This is a genomic window from Paraburkholderia sp. EB58 (assembly GCF_050436665.1).
Lineage (GTDB): Bacteria > Pseudomonadota > Gammaproteobacteria > Burkholderiales > Burkholderiaceae > Paraburkholderia.
The window spans coordinates 148,049-162,906 of sequence record NZ_JBNDMQ010000006.1; the positions used below are offsets into that span (position 1 = coordinate 148,049).

Consider the following 14,858-nt stretch of genomic DNA (forward strand, 5'->3'; position numbering starts at 1 on the left):
TTGGGTATGGTCTGTGCTGAGTTATCTGCAGAGTTGCGGAACACCAGCTAAGATGCAAGATACAAGGGGTTAACTCTAATTCAAGGCGCTGTATCGACGCGAACGCAGCCGTGCGAAAGCACGTGGTTCTGGGCACGCTCCAGGAGTCGGTATAGCTTTCGGAGCAAGGAACAAATGCACACTGAGCGTAACCATGTGATGCCTTGGCGGATTGAGGACATCGACCTCAGCCGGGTTGACCGGCAACGGGCCGTGGCCAATGAAGATCTGCTGCTTCTGCTGTGCGCCGCTTCGTTCATTGAAAGCGGTACGGATCTCTACACCAGCAACCTGAGTACCTTCTTCAACGGCGACCCGGAAGTCTCCGCCTGGCTCAACAACGAGTGGGAACCGGAAGAGATGCAGCACGGCCGGGCGCTGAAGACCTATATCGCCCATGTATGGCCAGAGTTCGACTGGGACACGGCCTTCCGCAATTTCTTCGAGGAGTACTCGAAGACCTGTTCCGTTGAAGATTTCGAAAAGACGCGTGCGCTTGAGATGGTTGCACGCTGTGTAGTGGAAACGGGTACGGCGACGTTGTATCGAGCGATCGGCGAGTGCTCGAACGAACCGGTGCTCAAAGAGATCACCGACAACATTCGCACCGACGAAGTCCGCCACTACAAGCACTTTTTCAAGTACTTCAAGAAGTACAACAAGATCGAGGGCAACGGTCGCCTCGCGGTGCTGGGCGCGTTGATGCGCCGTGTGATGGAAATCAAGAACGAAGACTCGGAGATCGCGTTGCGGCATGTATTCGCGATCCGCTATCCGGAGCGCGTGCACGATTCGGCATACAATCGCGACCGTGCGGCGCGCATCAACACGCTGGTGCGTCGCAATCTTTCGGCTGACATGTGCGTGAAGATGTTGCTGAAGCCGCTGGATCTGCCGGCACGGATTCAACCTGGTGTGCATTACCCGCTCGCCAAGATCACGCAGCATGTATTCTTCCGTTGAAGATCGAGGCTGGGGTTTGCGGCGCGCTTATCGAGGGTTCCTGAGCTTCCTGAACCCGCTGGCTTAGCGAACGGTTTGATCGAATGGCCCGCCCGTGCGGGCCATTTATCATTTCGCAGTTCGATTCAAGACGATGGATGAACCGGAGTCAGGCGATGACCGATTCTGTATCCCGACGCCCGCTCGAACGGCTCGAGTTCGACGAATGGCCGGCTGCGCCGCGCGCGTTGCTGGATGGCACCGCGCTCGCGAGCAAGGCGGGTTTTACGGCGTCGTTTCTGACCACCGACGCGAGCAATGGCCACGTGCGGACTTCGCTACTGGGAGCAGGCGAGCTGTACGCGCCCGACTCGCGCACATTGTGCGTCGCGTTATGGCCGCAATCGCGGGCGGCCGCCGTGCTCGCGCGCAGCGGCCGTGCGGCGCTGACGTTCGTCTGCGAGGAGGCGTTCTATCAGGTGCAGTTGCAGTTCGAGCCACTGGCTCCGACGCCAGGTGGCAACAGCGGGCTCGCCCACTTCATTGGCGCGATCGATACCGGTGAAGCGCAACGGGTCCCCTATGCGCGCCTGACGGGCGGCATCACGTTCGAACTGGAGGAGGGGGGAGCGGCGGTGCTCGATCGGTGGGAACAGCAGATCGAGCACCTGAAGCAGGCCGCTGCGGCGGCCCGGAGATGAGGCGGCTGATCAGCTAACCTCACCGCCCGCGTTGCCCACCGTTGCGCGGCGGTTGCGAGCTACGCGGAGCATCGCCGCGCGGCTTGGCGCCGCTCAGCAAGGCGCCTGGGTTGCCGCCTTGCGGCTTGCCCTGACCCTGAGGTTTGCGCGGCGCATGTGTCGCACCGGCGCCGTCGTGCGTAGCGGGTCCAGCCTTGCCGTGATGACGCGTAGTCTCGTGGCGCGGATTGTCCTTGCGCACTTGCGGTTGCGTGGGCGAACCAGCTGGCTTAGCACCTTGCGGATTCGCGCTTTGCGGCTTCGCCTGCTGAGCGCCTGCCGGACGCTGTCCCGAGCGCTGCCCCGGCTTGGCGGAGCCGCCGTCGCGCCGACCGCCATCACCCTTGGGTGCGCCTTGCCCTTGACGCGGCTGACGTCCGCCGCCACCACCACCACCACCCTGGCCGCGGCGCAGGATCGGCTCCGGCTTCGCGTTCGGATCCGGTTCAAACCCGGCGATCACTTCCTGCGGCACGGCGCGCTTGATCAGCTTCTCGATGTCCTTCAACAACTGCAGCTCATCGACGCACACCAGCGACACCGCTTCGCCCGTCGCTCCCGCGCGGCCCGTACGGCCGATGCGGTGCACATAGTCTTCCGGCACGTTGGGCAGGTCGTAGTTGACGACGTGCGGCAACTGGTCGATATCGATGCCACGCGCGGCAATATCCGTCGCCACCAGCACCTGCAGCGTGTTGGTCTTGAACTCGGCCAGCGCGCGCGTACGGGCCGACTGGCTCTTGTTACCGTGGATGGCGAGTGCGCTAATGCCGTCCTTGGTGAGCTGTTCGGCGAGGCGGTTCGCGCCGTGCTTGGTGCGCGTGAACACCAGCACCTGGAACCAGTTGTGTTCCTTGATCAGGTGCGTGAGCAGTTCGCGCTTCTTGTCGCGGTCCACCGGGTGAATCTTCTGCGCCACCAGTTCAGCCGTCGTGTTGCGGCGAGCCACTTCGATCAGCGCCGGCGAATCGAGCAGATTGTCGGCGAGCGTCTTGATCTCGTCGGAGAACGTGGCGGAGAACAGGAGGTTCTGGCGCTTCGGCGGCAGCTTGGCGAGCACACGCTTGATGTCGTGGATGAAGCCCATGTCGAGCATGCGATCGGCTTCGTCGAGCACGAGGATCTCGAGATGCGACAAGTCGATGGTCTTCTGCTGCATGTGATCGAGCAGGCGGCCAGGCGTGGCCACCACAATATCGATCCCACGACGCAGCGCATCGATCTGCGGATTGATGCCGACACCGCCGAACATCACCGTCGACTTCAGCTTCAGATACTTGCCGTAGGCACGCACGCTTTCCTCGACCTGCGCAGCAAGTTCGCGCGTGGGTGTGAGGATCAGCGCACGGACCACGCGCTTGCCTCCGGCCGTGGTGACCGGCGGCATGGTGTTCAGGCGTTGCAGGATCGGCAGCGTGAAGCCGGCCGTCTTGCCGGTGCCGGTCTGCGCGCCGGCGAGCAGGTCGCCGCCGTTCAGCACGGCCGGGATCGCCTGCAACTGGATGGGAGTAGGGGAGGTGTAGCCGAGTTCGTGTACAGCGCGGACCAGCGGTTCGGACAAGCCGAGGGAATCAAAAGACATAAAAGCTCTTTGCAATGCAGTATCGCGAACGGCGAATGCGCAGCCCAAAGGCGCGCATTCGAGGCCAAAGCCCCAGGTCCGGTCGCAGGGAAATCGGCGGCACACGCCAGCGTGTGCCGAATGCTTCAACGCGCTATCAAGACACGTTGACTGGCTTTAAGTTGCACTTCGCCGTCGTGGGGTGTCACGCGACGTAGCGCGCAACACTGACGAATTGACACAGACTGCCCGCCAGTACGAACAGGTGCCAGATACCATGTCCGTGCCGGATGCGCTCGTCGTTGATGAAGAAGTAGATGCCGACGCTGTAGATGATCCCGCCGGCCACGAGCCATGCGGTGCCCGCGGCCGGTAAAGCTTCGACCAGCGGGCGGACGGCAACGAGCGCGAGCCATCCCATCAAGACATACAGCACCATCGATACGCTACGGGTGCGGCGCCCGAGCGTCAGTTCCTGCACGATGCCGAGGACCGCAAGCCCCCAGCTTACCCCGAACAGGGACCAGCCCCACGGTCCGCGCAAGGTGACGAGCGTGAATGGCGTGTAGCTGCCGGCGATCAGCAGGTAGATCGCCGAATGATCGCATTTCTGCAGGACCGCCTTCACGCGCGCGTTGCGCACGCTGTGGTAAAGGGTGGAGATAGCATACAGCACGAGCAGCATCGCGCCGTAAACGGCGAAACTGACAACCTTGTACGCATCGCCTTGCAGCGCGCCCATCGTTACGAGCGTAGCCAGCCCCGCCACCGACAGCACCGCGCCGACGAGGTGGGTAATGCTGTTAAAACGCTCACCGATATGCACGACATCTTCTCCCGCCCGGTCCAATATGCCATTGTACCGGTCCCGCGCTGGTCCTGAAAAACGAAGGGCGCGGCCGCGATTTCCCGCAGCCGCGCCCTCCTTACCGTTCGCGTCGCTCAGTCGAGCGGCGCAGACCGCAGATCGGCCACCTGTTGCGGCGACACGGACGTGCCGTGGTTACCCCACGACATACGGATGTAGGTTACCACTGCAGCCACTTCCTGATTCGACAGCGATTGAGCGAACGGCGGCATGCCATACGGCTTCGGATTGCCATCCGTGCTCGGCGGGAAGCCGCCGTTCAACACCATGCGAATCGGGTTCACTGCCGACGGCATCTGGATAGACTGGTTGTTGGCCAGCGGTGGGAAGTTCGGCGGTTGGCCGAGACCGTTCGCCTCGTGGCACTTCGCGCAGTTGTCCGTATAAATCTTCTGACCTTGCTGCAGCAGCTCCGTGCCGAACTGCGCCGAGGTTTCCAGCTGCAGGTTTTCCGGCGCTTCGCTCTTCTGCGGGATGGTCTTCAGATACGTGGCCATTGCCTGGATGTCGTCGTCCGACATGTACTGCAGGCTGTTGTGAACCACTTCAGCCATCGGACCGAACACCGCGCCGCGCTGCGACACGCCGTTTTTGAGCAGATCCTGGATGTCCTTGATGTCCCAGTCGCCCAGACCCGCTTCCTTGTTCGACGTGAGCGACGGAGCGTACCAGTTCTGCAGCGGAATCAGGCCGCCCGCGAAGGCCGCCGAGTTCACCGGGCCGCCCATGGCGTTGATCGAGGTGTGGCACATGCCGCAGTGGCCGAGGCCTTCGATCAGGTACGCGCCGCGGTTCCATTCGACCGACTTGGTCGGATCCGCCTTGTACTCGCCTTCACGGAAGAACAGCGTGCGCCAGCCGATCAGCAGGTTGCGGTTGTTGAACGGGAATTTCAGCTCGTGCGGACGGCTCGGCACATTGACCGGGGGGACCGAGCGCAGGTACGCATAGATCGCATCCGAATCGGCGCGCGTGACCTTCGTGTAGCTCGTGAAGGGGAAACCCGGGTACAGCAGGCTGCCATCCTTCGAGCGGCCCGTGTGCAAGGCGCGGTAGAAGTCGTCCTGAGTCCACTTGCCGATGCCGTACTGGTCGTCAGGCGTGATGTTCGGCGTGAACATCGTGCCGAACGGCGTGAGCATGGGCAGGCCACCGGCGAATTCCTTGCCGCCGCGCACCGTGTGGCAGGCAATACAGTCACCGGCGCGGGCGAGGTACTCGCCCCGTTGGATCAGGGCAGCCTGGTCAGCGGGCGTGGCCGCCATGGCGCTGCCGTTATGCAGGTGGTCGCCGCCCGACCACAGGACGGGAACGAGGGCAGCGGCCGCAGCTACGACGACTGCCGAAAGGGCGAACAAAGACTTGCGTTTCATTTGGTCATCTCTCCCGGTGCCTTATTGCGGTTCGCTGCCGCAGGCAAGCGGAGTCTTCATCGAACGGGCCGGAGCCGGCACCGGATTCTGCGGAGCCGTCTGGGTGGACAACCATGAAGCGACGGCATTCACGTCGTCATCGGTCAAGCGGGTGGCGATGGTGTGCATGCAGTCAGGCGCAATGGCGTGACGCGAGCCCGAACGCCAGGCGCCGAGCTGCGCGCTGATGTAATCAGCATGCAGGCCGACCAGACCCGGGATAGCCGGTTCCATGCCGGTCAGCGCCTTGCCGTGGCAGGCGGCGCAAGCCGGGATCTGCTTCGATGCGTCGCCATGCAGCACGATGTCCTGGCCGCGCGCCAGCGTAGCCTGCGACACCGTTGGCGTGGCCGGTGACGGGTACGGCGGGCGCTGCTGCGAGAAGTACGTCGCGATCTGATGAAGGTAGTCGTCCGAGAGGTACGTGACGAGGTAGTTCATGGGCGGATACTTGCGGCGCCCTTCGCGGAAGTTCTTGAGCTGGTTGTACAGATAGTCAGCCGGCTTGCCCGCGAGGCGTGGGAAGTAGTCGTTGTCCGTCCCCTGACCGTGCGTGCCATGGCAGGCCGCACAGGCCTGCACGCGCGCTTCCATCGTGTCCGGAGTCTTGGGTTGAGTCTGCGCTTTCGCAGCGCTAAAGACGCCTGCGGCCGAGATCAGCAGCAGGGCGAGCAGCGGGCGGAAAATGCGTCTAGAAGACACGCGTAACTCCATCAGATTCGGGGACCCGACCGAGCTTCGAGCGGCTCGGCTTGAGGGCAACTGGGGCTGCGGCGACGCAGCATTCTATCATCGCTAGCTGATGGTGACTATTTGCCGCAGGCCGCATAGTTCCCCTCGTAAACTCCGATGTGACAGTTTGGCACAGTGTGTATCGGCGATGTCCCACATGCTATTTGGATCGGTCTTGAATGGCGCGAACATGCAACTAAGTTGAACCGACACGCACACGGACCATCGAAGCGTACACTCCCGGGGCGCCGCTGTCTTTGCTGCGCTGCGTGCAACCCTCCTCCCTGTATTTTCGACAAGCAACCCGCCTTTCATGAAGCTATCCGATTTCTCCCGTTCAGCGCCGCAGCGACTCGCTGCCGGACGCCACACCATCAAGTGGACCGCGGTCCATCGTATTGAAGGCACTCGCGCGCTCACTGTCAAATGAGAGTCGACGGATTGTGGATCGGGCAGGTCGCCATGGCCGCGCTCATGAATGTCGCGTTTGCGTTTGCCGTCGGTTCGGCGTTGCTCGGCGCGTGGCTCGCGAAAGATGCCCAGGCCAAGGTCGCGCCAGCGCGTCCCGCATGGTTGCGTGCGCAACGCTCGATGCTGACGGCAACCGTCGTGCTGGTCGCAGCCGACCTCGGCTGGCTGCTGTATCAGGCCGCGGCGATGAGCGGCAGCACGTTGCCGCAGGCGTTCGGCGTCATCCCTACCGTGCTCGCGCAGACGCATGTCGGCTATGCGTGGAGCGTTGCCTTTGTCGGTGCGCTGGTGCTGCTGCTGACCGCGATGTCCTCGCACGCCAGCACCTTGCGCAATGCGCTGCTGTGGCTGGCGGTGATCGCGATTGGCGCCGGCAAGGCGTCGCTCGGGCATGCGGCAGATGGCGGACCGGCGTCAGCGGCTATCGGTGTGCACACCTTGCATGTGCTGGCCACCAGCGTGTGGGGCGGACTTGTCGTGACAGCCGGGTTGACGGTGCTGCCGGCGCTCGGCACGTCGACCGCGCGCGGCATCCTGATCCGTACGGCCATGCAGATCTCGAACGTGTCGCTGGTCGCAGTGGTGTTCGTGCTGCTGACGGGGATCTTCAATGCGGTGCGGGGATCGGGCGGGTCGTTTGAGTCCATCGAGATCAGCACGTGGGGACATGTGCTGATCCTGAAGCTTGCGCTGGTGGCGCTGGCGCTGGTGCTCGGCGGCCTGAACCGTTTCCTGGCGCTGCCGCGCCTGCGCCGCACGGCGTCGACGATGGACGCCCATACCTTCACCAACGTGCTGTACCTCGAAGCGCTGGCGATGATCGGCGTGTTCATTGCGGCGGCCGCGCTGGCGCACAGCGTGCCGGCGTACGTCGCGCTCGGCTGAGCGAGCGGCGGGCGTTCAGGCGGAGCGTGGCCGGCGGATCGATGCCCTGCAGTCGTGGTCCAGCCGAGCGCGGCCCGGCCGAGCGCGGCCCGTCCAAGCATGGCCGACAAAAAAGCGCCGCACAAGCGAGTCTGTGCGGCGCGAACACACGCGGTCGCCCGGCAGGAGCCGGATGCCCGGTACTGCCCGTTAAGCGGCGAGTGCTTTGGGCACTCGCTCCAGCATCGTTTCAGGGAACATCTCCTGGCGCAGTTCGCCGTCGTCGTTGAACCATTGGCAGATCAGCCAGGTACCAGGCGCGAACACCACCGGGCCTACCCATGTGGCCGTCATCGGACGGCCACCCGATTTAAGCGTCAGCACATCGCCGCCGCGGTATGTCGTTCGTTTTGACAGAAACATCGTTTTCATTCGTTCGGTCGTCCACTCAGTTTTTTTGCCTGGCTCGCCTGACCGGTCCGGGCGTCTGGGTTGTCCGCTCAATCCGGTTCAGCCCGCCTGATCCATGCGGCCTATTCGAAGCCCAGTTTGTGACCGAGGATCGGCGCGCAGAACAACGCGATCGCACAACCGCTCACCTTGCCTTCGAGTTCGGCGCTGGCAGCGTGCGAGCCGTAGAGCTGGGTCAGCAGATCGAACAGTTGAGGTGCGCAATAGATCACGGCGGCGGCGAGGAAACACTTCTCCACCGTCGAAATGCGCCAGCCGCGTTGAAACGCCATTACCGCACCGATCACACGCAGCACGCCGAACACCACCAGCGCGCCGACGGCCGCCTGTTCGCGGATCAAATAGTCAGGAAGAAATTCGCCCATGATTGCCTCTCGCATCGTCTTTCGTATGCATTGGAGCAAACAGTGGGCCAGAGGCATGGCGGGCGCCGGGGTGGCGACCGGAAAGCCTTGTGCGGTAAGGCTTTCAGAGGTAGCGAGGGAGGCGGTGAAAAGTGCCCGGACGGCGTTTTCAGACCTATTCCGTCCGGGATGTTACGTAACTGAGACGCCGCGGCCTCGAGGGCACGTAACGTCCCCGGACAGATCTGCCCGCTCAGCGGATCCGTTCGATCCGGCCGACCACAAACAGATACGACAAGGCGCCCACCAGGCCGACCGCGCTCATGAACACGAGGGCCGGCGCGAAGTCGTCACCCTTGACGAGCAGGCCGATCACGATCGGCACGCAGATCGACGACAGGTTGCCCATCAGGTTGAACATGCCGCCGGTGAGTCCGAGCAGTTCTTTTTTCGCCATTGATGAAACAAGCACCCAGGTGATCGACGAGAAGCCGCTGCCGAAGAACGCGATCGCCATGAACAGGATCACCAGCGACGGGCTGTCCACAAAGTTCGCGCCGACGATGGCCGTGGACAGCAGCAGCCCCGTTACGATTGGCACCTTGCGTGCGACCGTGGCCGAGACGCCGCGCCGGATCATCGCGTCGGAGATCAAGCCGGAGGCGAGAATGCCGACGAAGGCCGCGAGGAACGGCACGGCGGCCATGAAGCCCGCCTTCAGAAAATCCATGTGGCGGTATTTGACGAGGTAGGTGGGAAACCACGTCAGGAAGAACCACAGCGTCGAGGTCACGGCGATCTGGCCGATATAGATGCCCCAGAGTTTGCGGTTGCCGAGCACGGCGCGCCAGTCGGCGGCACTGTATCGTGCGTGAGACACGCGCGCACTGCTGAGTTCCACGAGGCCGCCGCCACGACGGATCGTGTCGAGTTCAGCCCGGTTGATCCCCGCCGCTTCGGACGGTTCGCGATACAGCGCATACCAGACCAGCGCCCACACCACGCCGATCAGTCCGGTGAGGATAAACACGCCGTGCCAGCCGAAGTGTTGCTGGGTGAGAACCAGCGCCGGCGTCAGGAATGCGAGGCCGACGTACTGGCCCGAGGTGTAGACCGCAATGGCGCGGGCGCGCTCGCTGTCGGGAAACCAGGTGGTGACGATACGGTTGAGCGTCGGATAGGCCGGCGCTTCGAGCACGCCAAGCAGCACGCGCAAGGACAGCAGCAGCACGAAAGCGCTGGCAAAACCCTGCAGGATGGTAGCGAGCGACCACAGTCCGATGATCAGCGCCATCATCAGCCGGGGCCGTGCGCGGTCCACCAGCATGCCGCCGGGAATCTGCAGCAATGCGTACGACCAGCCGAAGGCCGAGAACACCAGCCCCATGTGGGCCGGATCGAGTTGCAGATCCTGCGCGATGGCGGTCGCCGCGATCGACAGGTTGCTGCGGTCCAGATAGGTGATGACGACGGTGATGAACAGCATCACCAGCAGGCGGTGGCGCTTGCCGGTTGCTGCCTGCGTGTCCACAGTGGTTGTCTCCACTCACAACTCCTTCTTTTGATTGCTTTCGCGCCTTTAGGCCTCGCCAGACGCAAAAACGCCGCCCGCAGGCGGCGTTTCTTTACAGGCTTACCACTCGGCGACGCTGCCGTCCGTATGGCGCCACACCGGATTGCGCCAGCGATGGCCGACCTTGGCCATTTCGCGGACTTTCTCCTCGTTGACCTCGATGCCGAGCCCCGGACCTTGCGGAATCGACACGAAGCCGTCTTCGTATTTGAAGACCTCGGGGTTCTTGATGTAGTCGAGCAGGTCGTTGCCCTGGTTGTAGTGGATGCCGAGGCTCTGTTCCTGGATGAACGCGTTGTAGCTGACCGCGTCGATCTGCAGGCAGGTTGCCAAAGCGATCGGCCCAAGCGGGCAGTGCAATGCCAGCGCCACATCATAGGCTTCGGCCATTGATGCAATCTTGCGACACTCGGTAATGCCGCCCGCATGCGAGGCGTCCGGCTGGATGATGTCGACGTAGCCGCCCGCGAGGATGTGCTTGAAGTCCCAGCGCGAGTAGAGTCGCTCGCCGAGTGCGATCGGCGTGTTGGTCTGATTGACGATGTCGCGCAGCGCCTCGGCATTCTCCGACAGCACCGGCTCTTCGATGAAGAGCAGCTTGTACGGGTCGAGTTCCTTGGCGAGCACCTTCGCCATCGGCTTGTGCACACGGCCATGAAAGTCCACGCCGATGCCGATGTTCGGCCCGACCGCTTCACGCACGGCCGCCACGTTGTTGATGACGCCCTGCACCTTATCGAACGTATCGATGATCTGCAGCTCTTCTGAGCCGTTCATCTTCACCGCCTTGAAGCCGCGTTCGACCACGGCGCGCGCGTTGTTGGCGACGTCGCTCGGACGGTCGCCGCCGATCCAGGAGTACACCTTGATCCTGTCGCGCACCTGGCCGCCGAGCAGCGCATGGATCGGCACGCCGTGATGCTTGCCCTTGATGTCCCACAACGCCTGATCGACGCCGGCGATCGCGCTCATCGTGATCGGACCGCCGCGGTAGAAGCCGGCGCGGTACATCACCTGCCAGTGGTCTTCGATCAGCAGCGGGTCCTTGCCGATCAGATAGTCCGACAGTTCTTCGACCGCCGCCGCGACCGTATGCGCGCGGCCTTCGACGACCGGCTCGCCCCAGCCGACGATACCTTCGTCCGTTTCGATCTTAAGGAAGCACCAGCGCGGCGGAACGATGAAGGTTTCGAGCTTGGTGATTTTCATGGTGCGTGTCTCCTTGAGCCTGCGAGGCTAATCCTTGAGTGGCGGATGCCGGTGGGTGTGGATGCGTCCACCGGCGCGATATCTGAGGAGTCACATGCTACAACAAAATCGCCTTTTAATACTATTAATAGTACTATTTGACGATGCGCCCAATGGCCGCTCGCAATAGGAGTTGCGGCCGGGATGCCGGATAATCGCGGTCGTTTCGACAATGAAGAGCGCCGGAAGACGGCGGGGAGAGCACTTATTCAGCACGATCTGCACGGGCGCGTCGCCCATCTGCTGGCCACAGCCATCCTGCGCGGCGACTACGCGCCGGAGACCATCCTGCCGCGCGAAGCCGAGCTGATGGAGACCTTCGGCGTGAGCCGTACGGTGCTTAGGGAGGCGCTGCGCACCCTGACATCGAAAGGGCTGATCGAGTCGCGTCCGCGGGTCGGCACGCGCGTGCGGCCGCGCGAGGCGTGGAACCTGCTCGATGTGGACGTGCTCGACTGGTACTCGCGCGTGGCCGAACCGATGGCTTTCGCGCTCAAGCTGCAGGAAATGCGCGAGATGATCGAACCGTACGCGGCGGGACTGGCGGCGGCTTCCCACGCCCCGCAGACGTTCGCTGCGCTCGATGCAGCGCATGCGGCGATGGTGGCCGCGCGCAATGTCGACGAGTGGGTGCGGGCCGATCTGCGTTTTCATCTGAGCGTACTGACGGCCTGCAGCAACGAACTGCTGATCCCACTCGGCACGCTGATCGAACGCACGCTCGAGGCCCAGTTGCGCCTGAACGCGAAGCGCGCGGAGGTCTACAACGCGTCGCTCGCCGAGCATACGGCGGTGTTCGAAGCGATTCGCGCACGCGACGCGGAAGGTGCGCAGCAGGCGATGGCGGGCTTGCTCGGGGTGACGCGGCGGCGGATTGAGGGCTGAATGCGCAGCGCGGCGGTGCGCGTCCGCTAGTCCATCGCCGCGTGTGCGACCGACGCGTCCGGCGCTTTGTGCGCCGGACGAATCAACAGCAGCAGTGGCACTACCAGCAAAGTGGCGACGAACATCAGCTTGAAATCGTTCAAGTACGCGATCATCGCAGCCTGTTGCGTGATCGAAGCATTCATCACAGCGATGTCGTAGCGCGACCCGCTCTCCAGCATGGGTTGCATAAGCGGATTGAAGATATTGACGTTCGCGGCCAGATCCGCGTGCGCGACCTGGGTGCCGCGTGTCATCAGCGTCTGCACGATCGAAATACCAATACTGCTGCCGATATTGCGCATCAGGCTGTACGTTGCGGTACCGTCGGCGCGAAGCTGCGGCGTGAGGGTGGAAAACGTCAACGCGCTGAGCGGCACGAATACCAGTCCGAGTCCGAAACCCTGAATCACGCCGGGCCACACGATATCCGAAGCAGACAGCACGATCGTGTAGTTCATCATCTGCCACAGCGCGAATGCGGAGATCAGGAACCCTGCGAGCAACAGCAGGCGTGCGTCGATCCGTTTGAGCAAGCGGCCGGCGCATAGCATGGCGATCATCGTGCCCGCGCCACTGGGCGCCGTGACCAACCCGGTGGTGGCGACCGGATAGTTCATCAGGGTCTGCAACATGGGCGGCAGCAGTGCGCGCGTCGCGTACATTACTGCGCCGATCACGAAAATGAAGAACGTCCCGGTGGCGAAATTGGGGTCCTTCAGCAACTCGTATTTGAAGAACGAGATCTTGCCGACCGTCGCCGTGTGCACAAGAAAGAACGCAAAGCTGATGGACGCCAGCAGCGCCTCGATGACGATTTCATTCGAGCCGAACCAGTCGAGTTGCTCGCCGCGGTCGAGCATGGCCTGCAACGCGCCGATTGCGAGCGCCAGCGTTGCAAAACCGAAGGCGTCGAACTTCACGTCATGACGCGGGGCCTTGCTCGGCAAAAACGTCAGTACGCCGAAGAGCGCGAACGCGCCAATCGGCAGGTTGATGAAAAACACCCAGCGCCAGTTATAGCTATCCGTGAGCCAGCCGCCCAACGTCGGCCCGAGAATCGGCCCCACCATCACGCCCATGCCCCACACGGCCATGGCCTGGCCTTGCTTCTCGCGCGGATTGATGTCGAGCAGGATGGACTGCGACAACGGCACCAGCGACGCCCCAAATATCCCCTGCAGCAAACGCGACGCGACGATCTCGGTCAGCGTCTCAGACAGGCCGCACAGCGCCGAGGCGATCGTGAAGCCCGCAATCGAAAACGCCAGCAGCCGTTTCACGCTCAGCCGGTCGGACAGCCACCCGGTCAGCGGCGTGGCGATGGCGGCGGCGACAATGTACGAGGTCAGCACCCATGTGATTTCGTCCTGCGACGCGGACAACGTGCCCTGCATATGCGGCAGCGCCACGTTGGCGATGGTGCTGTCGAGCGTCTGCATCAAGGTGGCGAGCATGATCGAAACGGTGATCATGGGCCGGTTCAGCGCAGCAGCGGTACTCCCAGATATTGAGTCGGACGACATTTGCGGGCGAGGTGGGAGGCGGGTGGCGACTCAGATTGGAATAGATAGTAAGCATGCTTAGTATATAGACGACGACGCCACGCGAATACCAGGAACTGTACGAGTGTGATGCTCCGCGGCAACGCCCGGTCCGCGGCCGCTGTTCGGCGCCCGCTTACCCAGGGCTTTCGTATAATCGCGCGATGAAAACCCAATTCGAAGAGCGCTTTGGCTTCCTGATTTCGGACGTTGGCCGCCTGACCGGCAAGCGTTTCGACGATCTCGCCAAGTCAACCGTCGATCTGACTCGTGCGCAATGCCGCGCGTTGGCTTATCTCGCGCACTACGGGGACGTCAACCAGGCACGTCTGGCTGACCTGCTCGAAGTCGCGCCGATTTCGGCCGGGCGTTTGCTGGACCGCATGGAAGAGGGCGGCTGGATCGAGCGCTGGAACAATCCTGAGGACCGCCGCGAACGGCAGGTGCGGATGACGCCGAAAGCGGAGCGCGCGCTCGGCAAAGCGCGCAAGGTCGGCGACGAGGTGGCCGCGGAGGGCTTGAGCGGCTTCAGCGACGAAGAGGCGAAGCAATTGATCGCCTTGCTGCAGCGGGTGCGGGGCAATCTTAGCCGGATTGTGGATCGCTGAGAGCGGGCGCGCCGGGGCGGGTGCTTAGTGGGTCCTTTCCTGTCGTGAACGGAAGATGCCTGCTAAGCCCAGAGTTTCCGCGGGATCGGCAGCCACCGCGAAGCCGGCGGTGCTGGGACGTGCGTTTCGGGTCGGGGGCCCGCGAGGCGCCTCATCAGTAACGAATCGATTACCGACTCGAGCGTATCGAGCTCGACCGGCTTGCTAATAAACACATTCCATAGCGCCGATTTCTCCGCGGGCGGTGTCTGGCCCGACGACATCACCACGGGAATCTGGGCAAGCGCCGGATAACATTTCAGGCGCTGGCACAACTCCACCCCATCGGTTCCCGGCATGTTCCAGTCGGTGACGATCAAATCGGGGAGACATCGGCTCGCTTTCGCCAATGCCGTGTTGCCGTCTTCCGCGACGATCACATGGTAGCCGCGTTCCTCCAGCACAAGCTTGAATAGCCAGAGTGAATCGACCTCATCATCGACGAGCAGGATGGTAGACATGGTTGCGACCTCAGGTG

15 protein-coding genes are annotated in these 14,858 nt (G+C 62.9%); 5 read left to right on the plus strand and 10 right to left on the minus strand.

The genetic code is table 11. The features are described 5' to 3' along the window. The first annotated feature begins 174 nt into the window (after window positions 1-174). Window positions 175-1,002, plus strand: a complete 828-nt coding sequence (locus P3T40_RS11225) for a ferritin-like domain-containing protein (RefSeq protein WP_429267761.1) — start codon at window positions 175-177, stop codon at window positions 1,000-1,002. 155 nt (window positions 1,003-1,157) lie between these two features. Then, the gene (locus P3T40_RS11230) at window positions 1,158-1,682 is read left to right on the plus strand and encodes a hypothetical protein (RefSeq protein ID WP_429267762.1); all 525 of its coding nucleotides are present in this window, start codon (window positions 1,158-1,160) and stop codon (window positions 1,680-1,682) included. Between the two features lie 19 nt (window positions 1,683-1,701). Here the strand turns inward: P3T40_RS11230 and P3T40_RS11235 are convergent, their stop codons facing one another. From P3T40_RS11235 to P3T40_RS11250, 4 genes are all read right to left on the minus strand, one after another. After that, entirely contained in the window at window positions 1,702-3,303 is a 1,602-nt protein-coding gene (locus P3T40_RS11235; RefSeq protein ID WP_429267763.1) for a DEAD/DEAH box helicase, read from the minus strand. 184 nt (window positions 3,304-3,487) lie between these two features. Further along, entirely contained in the window at window positions 3,488-4,108 is a 621-nt protein-coding gene (trhA, locus tag P3T40_RS11240; protein ID WP_429267764.1) for a PAQR family membrane homeostasis protein TrhA, read from the minus strand. 116 nt (window positions 4,109-4,224) lie between these two features. After that, window positions 4,225-5,523 carry a c-type cytochrome gene (locus P3T40_RS11245; RefSeq protein ID WP_429267765.1) on the minus strand — a complete coding sequence of 433 codons (1,299 nt, stop codon included), beginning with the start codon at window positions 5,521-5,523 and terminating at the stop codon, window positions 4,225-4,227. Between the two features lie 21 nt (window positions 5,524-5,544). Beyond that, the gene (locus P3T40_RS11250; protein WP_429267766.1) at window positions 5,545-6,276 is read right to left on the minus strand and encodes a c-type cytochrome; all 732 of its coding nucleotides are present in this window, start codon (window positions 6,274-6,276) and stop codon (window positions 5,545-5,547) included. A gap of 444 nt (window positions 6,277-6,720) precedes the next feature. On the opposite strand from P3T40_RS11250, the gene P3T40_RS11255 reads away from it, so the two are divergent. Then, window positions 6,721-7,650 (plus strand): CopD family protein, encoded by a 930-nt coding sequence (locus P3T40_RS11255; RefSeq protein WP_429267767.1) that lies wholly within the window; start codon window positions 6,721-6,723, stop codon window positions 7,648-7,650. A 189-nt stretch (window positions 7,651-7,839) separates the two neighbouring features. Here P3T40_RS11255 and P3T40_RS11260 read toward each other — a convergent pair whose 3' ends face one another. The 4 genes from P3T40_RS11260 to dgoD form a co-directional block, all read right to left on the minus strand. Beyond that, window positions 7,840-8,061, minus strand: a complete 222-nt coding sequence (locus tag P3T40_RS11260) for a YodC family protein (protein ID WP_429267768.1) — start codon at window positions 8,059-8,061, stop codon at window positions 7,840-7,842. Window positions 8,062-8,162: 101 nt separating this feature from the next. Next, a complete protein-coding gene (locus tag P3T40_RS11265; protein WP_429267930.1) occupies window positions 8,163-8,465 on the minus strand; it encodes a hypothetical protein in 303 nt (100 codons plus the stop codon). Between the two features lie 232 nt (window positions 8,466-8,697). Further along, window positions 8,698-9,930 (minus strand): MFS transporter, encoded by a 1,233-nt coding sequence (locus tag P3T40_RS11270; protein WP_429267931.1) that lies wholly within the window; start codon window positions 9,928-9,930, stop codon window positions 8,698-8,700. 147 nt (window positions 9,931-10,077) lie between these two features. Then, window positions 10,078-11,226, minus strand: coding sequence for a galactonate dehydratase (gene dgoD, locus P3T40_RS11275; RefSeq protein WP_144157645.1), 1,149 nt, complete (start codon window positions 11,224-11,226; stop codon window positions 10,078-10,080). A gap of 183 nt (window positions 11,227-11,409) precedes the next feature. Here dgoD and P3T40_RS11280 point away from each other — a divergent pair, with 183 nt between their 5' ends. Next, on the plus strand, window positions 11,410-12,150 hold the full coding sequence (locus tag P3T40_RS11280; RefSeq protein WP_429267769.1) for a FadR/GntR family transcriptional regulator: 741 nt from the start codon (window positions 11,410-11,412) through the stop codon (window positions 12,148-12,150). A gap of 26 nt (window positions 12,151-12,176) precedes the next feature. Here the strand turns inward: P3T40_RS11280 and P3T40_RS11285 are convergent, their stop codons facing one another. Then, entirely contained in the window at window positions 12,177-13,664 is a 1,488-nt protein-coding gene (locus P3T40_RS11285) for a DHA2 family efflux MFS transporter permease subunit (protein ID WP_429267770.1), read from the minus strand. A gap of 233 nt (window positions 13,665-13,897) precedes the next feature. Between P3T40_RS11285 and P3T40_RS11290 the strand changes: the two genes are divergently transcribed. After that, window positions 13,898-14,341 (plus strand): MarR family winged helix-turn-helix transcriptional regulator, encoded by a 444-nt coding sequence (locus P3T40_RS11290; RefSeq protein ID WP_429267771.1) that lies wholly within the window; start codon window positions 13,898-13,900, stop codon window positions 14,339-14,341. 62 nt (window positions 14,342-14,403) lie between these two features. Here the strand turns inward: P3T40_RS11290 and P3T40_RS11295 are convergent, their stop codons facing one another. Continuing rightward, window positions 14,404-14,841, minus strand: a complete 438-nt coding sequence (locus P3T40_RS11295) for a response regulator (protein ID WP_429267772.1) — start codon at window positions 14,839-14,841, stop codon at window positions 14,404-14,406. Window positions 14,842-14,858: the final 17 nt, after the last annotated feature.

Coding starts and splice junctions, on each gene's coding strand:
- P3T40_RS11225 (WP_429267761.1), top strand. CDS start 175: ATGCACACTGAGCGTAACCATGTGATGCCTTGGCGGATTGAGGACATC.
- P3T40_RS11230 (WP_429267762.1), top strand. CDS start 1,158: ATGACCGATTCTGTATCCCGACGCCCGCTCGAACGGCTCGAGTTCGAC.
- P3T40_RS11235 (WP_429267763.1), bottom strand. CDS start 3,303: ATGTCTTTTGATTCCCTCGGCTTGTCCGAACCGCTGGTCCGCGCTGTA.
- P3T40_RS11245 (WP_429267765.1), bottom strand. CDS start 5,523: ATGAAACGCAAGTCTTTGTTCGCCCTTTCGGCAGTCGTCGTAGCTGCG.
- P3T40_RS11250 (WP_429267766.1), bottom strand. CDS start 6,276: ATGGAGTTACGCGTGTCTTCTAGACGCATTTTCCGCCCGCTGCTCGCC.
- P3T40_RS11255 (WP_429267767.1), top strand. CDS start 6,721: ATGAGAGTCGACGGATTGTGGATCGGGCAGGTCGCCATGGCCGCGCTC.
- P3T40_RS11260 (WP_429267768.1), bottom strand. CDS start 8,061: ATGAAAACGATGTTTCTGTCAAAACGAACGACATACCGCGGCGGCGAT.
- P3T40_RS11265 (WP_429267930.1), bottom strand. CDS start 8,465: ATGGGCGAATTTCTTCCTGACTATTTGATCCGCGAACAGGCGGCCGTC.
- P3T40_RS11270 (WP_429267931.1), bottom strand. CDS start 9,930: ATGCTGTTCATCACCGTCGTCATCACCTATCTGGACCGCAGCAACCTG.
- dgoD (WP_144157645.1), bottom strand. CDS start 11,226: ATGAAAATCACCAAGCTCGAAACCTTCATCGTTCCGCCGCGCTGGTGC.
- P3T40_RS11280 (WP_429267769.1), top strand. CDS start 11,410: ATGCCGGATAATCGCGGTCGTTTCGACAATGAAGAGCGCCGGAAGACG.
- P3T40_RS11285 (WP_429267770.1), bottom strand. CDS start 13,664: ATGATCACCGTTTCGATCATGCTCGCCACCTTGATGCAGACGCTCGAC.
- P3T40_RS11290 (WP_429267771.1), top strand. CDS start 13,898: ATGAAAACCCAATTCGAAGAGCGCTTTGGCTTCCTGATTTCGGACGTT.
- P3T40_RS11295 (WP_429267772.1), bottom strand. CDS start 14,841: ATGTCTACCATCCTGCTCGTCGATGATGAGGTCGATTCACTCTGGCTA.